Genomic DNA, 3,600 nt, shown 5'->3' on the forward strand with positions numbered 1-3,600 from the left:
AAGCACCGTCCAGGTCGAAGCGCCGTCCGTGGTAGCCACAGACCAGTTTCCGTGTTTTTCCTGCCGCCCCAACCACCAGGTTTCCCCTGTGGGTACATACGTTGCTCAGGCAGTGCAGGGCCCCTGAGGCATCCCGGGTAAGGACCATGGGTTCATCGAGAAAGCCTTCGAGGAGGATAAAGGGAAGGGCCGACCCTTTTTCGTCCAACTTCCGGTCGTCCCCAATCCATTGCCAGGTACGGTGAAAAACCTTTTCGCGCAAGGCCTCAAACACAGCAGCATCCCTGTAAAAAGAAGCAGGCAGGGTGGCTGCCTTTCGGATATCGGGGTCTATTGAAAAATTCAGGGCCATGGCTGGGATTTATTTGTACTTTTAAAAATATGGAATTCTTTTCGGTAAACCTCTTTTTTAATGGCCGCTGATTCCGGCAAGCAATCCCTTGGTATTTGGATGACTACGGCCCTGGTCATTGGGAATATGATCGGGGCAGGTATTTTTATGATGCCGGCAACCCTCGCGGGTTTTGGGGGTATCAGCATTATTGGATGGGTAGTCTCCGCAGCCGGAGCCTTGCTACTGGCCCGGGTTTTTAGTGCCCTTACGAAAATGATTCCCAATAGTAACGGGGGGCCCTACGCCTTTGCCAAAGCGGGATTCGGGGACTATATCGGTTTTTTGGTCGCCTGGGGCTACTGGGTTTCGATCTGGATCGCCAATGCCGCTATCACAATTGCCTTTATCAGCGCGATGAGCGTGTTCTTCCCTGTACTGAATACCCATTCCCTTTTTGCCGCAGGGGCCTCTCTGGCGACCATCTGGGGACTCACCTGGTATAATTCCCTGGGCGTGCGATCCAGCGGGAAAATGCAGGTCGTTACAACCCTCCTGAAATTGGTGCCCATTGTGGTGATCATCATAGGGGGCTTCTTTTATTTTGACCCTGCGAATTTTATCCCTTTTAACGCCAGTGAGACCTCTTCCCTGGGGGCTATTGCTGCCACAGGAGCCCTTACCTTCTATTCGTTTTTAGGTTTTGAAAGTGCCACCGTCCCCTCAGACAAAGTCAGAAATCCCAAGAAGACAATTCCCATGGCTACCCTATGGGGAACCCTGATCACTACGGCTGTCTACATCCTCAGTACCGTCGTTATTATGGGAATGATCCCCGCCCAAGACCTTTCCGTTTCTGCGGCACCTTTTGCCGATGCCATGGAGATCATGAGCGGGAAGCTTGGGGCAGGATTTGTAGCCGCCGGGGTGGCGATTGCGTCCTTTGGGGCCCTGAACGGATGGATATTTATCCAAAGCCAGGTGGCTGAGGCTACGGCCCGGGACCGGCTTTTCCCCGGGGTATTCCAGAAGGAAAACCGACATGGGGTTCCCATATGGGGCATGGTTATCGGCAGTACCCTCAGTTCCCTGGTCGTGTTGATGAATTATACAGAAGGGCTGGTCGAGCAGTTTCGGTTTATGATCCTGCTCTCTACGTTCTGTGTGCTCATCCCATACCTTTTTGCCTCCGCCGCCTTTGTAGTTTTATCCCTGGAAAATTCACAGAGCAACCGGTCGAGGGTTGGAATTTTTACCCTGGGCGGCCTCGCCTTTGCCTTTTCGCTCTGGGGGATCTACGGCGCCGGGGAAAGTTCGGTTTTATGGGGCTTTATCTTATTGATGTTGGGAACCCCTGTCTATGTATTTATGAAATGGAAAAACAAATCACCTGAATGAAACTCGAGAATTTTACCACCCAATCCGAATACCTCCCCCTGGCCTCCGTTTGTATCCGGCCGGTGGCCAACGCCTTCAGGAGCGAACAAAACCTCTCCGATGCCTGGGAATCCCTGAACTACCTGGGGCTACCGGACTTCACCAAGGCCCTGTTCCAATATCAGAATTTTCAAAAAATACTGGAGGAACAGGCCGGTGAAATCCTTCCCATGCCGTCTACCGATGGTTTGTCCCTGGACTCCCTTTATTGCCGGGATGCCTCCATTGCCACAGATCATGGGATGATTTTGTGCCGGATGGGTAAACCGGCCCGAAGGGATGAGCCCGCAGACCACAAGGTGTTTTACGAGGCCCTTGGCATGCCCATCCTGGGCAGCATCGAGGCGCCCGGAACCCTGGAAGGCGGGGATGTCGCCTGGCTGGACACCCGTACCCTGGCTGTAGGGCATACCTACCGCACGAATGCCTCGGGTATCGAACAGCTCCGTGGGCTATTGAGCCCGAAGGGGGTAGAAGTGATCACCGCCGACCTCCCACATTTCCGGGGCCCGTCAGACGTATTTCACCTCATGTCCATCCTGAGTCCGGTGGACCGGGATCTGGCAGTGGTCTATTCTCCTTTGATGCCTGTTGTATTTCGGAATACACTGCTGGACCGGGGATTTACCCTGGTTGAAGTTCCGGAGGAGGAGTATGACACCCTGGGCTGTAATGTTTTGGCATTGGCCCCCAGAAAATGCCTGATGGCTGAGGGAAATCCGAAAACTGAGGCCGCCTTAAGAGCCGCGGGGGCCAAGGTCATTACATATGCCGGAAGTGAAATCAGCCTCAAGGGAGGGGGCGGGCCCACCTGCCTGACGCGGCCCTACCTTCGCCAAAACTAAAATCACATCTTCAGGTAAAAGTCCCGTGTTAGGGCGGTGTACTCCGGGGTATACGCGTGTCGCTCCTTTTCAATGGTAAGGATATGCTCCTCACAGGGGCCTGCTTCCCGCGTAAATTCAAGCAGGCTTCGTTTTATGGGAGCTTTTGGATTTCCTTTGACCCGGGTAATGCGGGAGGGGTAGAGCCCCACCCCATCGGCTTCCTTTAAAAAGGCCCCCTCGGCGGCAAAGGGGAGGATTGATGAAAAGCGGCCTGTGGGCGCCAGGAGCTGGCCCACGCCATGCAGGAGGATATCAAAAGGCAATGAAGCCAGTTGGCGGGCGCGATCCCGGGCGGGGTCTGCACCTCCCACCTGAGACTCAAAATAAGGGGGATTACTGACGATTAACTCGTACCTGTCTTCGATTTCCCGGGCAAAGTCTGCAAAGCCCGCATGATAGCAAAACAATCGATCCCCCCAGGGGCTGGATTCGAAGTTTTCGACGCATTCCTCGAAAGCGGCCCCTTCTACCTCGACAGCATCAATGGTTTCGGCCCCTGAACGCTGGGCCAGCATCAGGGCGATCAAGCCCGTCCCTGCTCCTATATCCAGGATCGTATCCGGATGGTGGGACAAAGAAGTCCAGGCACCCAGAAGCACGCCGTCCGTACCCACTTTCATGGCGGATCGCTCCTGCCGGATACGAAACTCCTTAAATTGAAAGTCCGGGTTCATAAACGGTACTCGAATTGATTTACAGGGTAATAGGGGTTCTTTTAGGATTCCCCCAGATACAGGTCGATCAAGCCCTCAGGCGTTCGAATATGGATCGTGCGTTCGGGGCGATCCACCTTAAGGATAAAGTCGTCACTTACCGGGATGAGCACATATTTTCCATCTTTGTTGGCCATAAACAGCGGTTGGGCGGCCTGGTCGTTGACCCCCTTTATTTCCCCTACATCGCCGTACACTTCATCCACCAGTCGAAAACCGACAACTTCGTGAT

At 54.0% G+C, this 3,600-nt stretch carries 4 protein-coding genes and 1 pseudogene; 2 read left to right on the forward strand and 3 right to left on the reverse strand.

What is annotated here, in order from left to right:
• On the reverse strand, positions 1-352 hold a 352-nt coding region (locus WBV75_RS00945), incomplete at its 3' end, for an aromatic ring-hydroxylating oxygenase subunit alpha (RefSeq protein ID WP_424118791.1).
• 60 nt (positions 353-412) lie between these two features.
• On the opposite strand from WBV75_RS00945, the gene WBV75_RS00950 reads away from it, so the two are divergent.
• Together WBV75_RS00950 and WBV75_RS00955 are read left to right on the forward strand one after the other, a co-directional pair.
• Positions 413-1,729 carry an amino acid permease gene (locus tag WBV75_RS00950; protein ID WP_424118792.1) on the forward strand — a complete coding sequence of 439 codons (1,317 nt, stop codon included), beginning with the start codon at positions 413-415 and terminating at the stop codon, positions 1,727-1,729.
• Entirely contained in the window at positions 1,726-2,613 is an 888-nt protein-coding gene (locus WBV75_RS00955) for a dimethylarginine dimethylaminohydrolase family protein (RefSeq protein ID WP_424118793.1), read from the forward strand. The genes WBV75_RS00950 and WBV75_RS00955 overlap by 4 nt, the downstream gene beginning before the upstream one ends.
• Before the next feature lie 2 nt (positions 2,614-2,615).
• Here WBV75_RS00955 and WBV75_RS00960 read toward each other — a convergent pair whose 3' ends face one another.
• Positions 2,616-3,329: a tRNA1(Val) (adenine(37)-N6)-methyltransferase gene (locus tag WBV75_RS00960; protein WP_424118794.1), complete on the reverse strand. Its 714-nt coding sequence runs from the start codon at positions 3,327-3,329 to the stop codon at positions 2,616-2,618.
• Between the two features lie 41 nt (positions 3,330-3,370).
• Positions 3,371-3,600, reverse strand: a pseudogene (locus WBV75_RS00965) (ribosome maturation factor RimM); the annotation flags it as partial.

It is taken from the genome of Robiginitalea sp., from assembly GCF_049588695.1.
Taxonomy (GTDB): domain Bacteria; phylum Bacteroidota; class Bacteroidia; order Flavobacteriales; family Flavobacteriaceae; genus Robiginitalea.

Bases quoted from the DNA above. Each gene is read 5' to 3' on its own strand.
- WBV75_RS00950 (WP_424118792.1), top strand. From the start codon at position 413: ATGGCCGCTGATTCCGGCAAGCAATCCCTTGGTATTTGGATGACTACG.
- WBV75_RS00955 (WP_424118793.1), top strand. From the start codon at position 1,726: ATGAAACTCGAGAATTTTACCACCCAATCCGAATACCTCCCCCTGGCC.
- WBV75_RS00960 (WP_424118794.1), bottom strand. From the start codon at position 3,329: ATGAACCCGGACTTTCAATTTAAGGAGTTTCGTATCCGGCAGGAGCGA.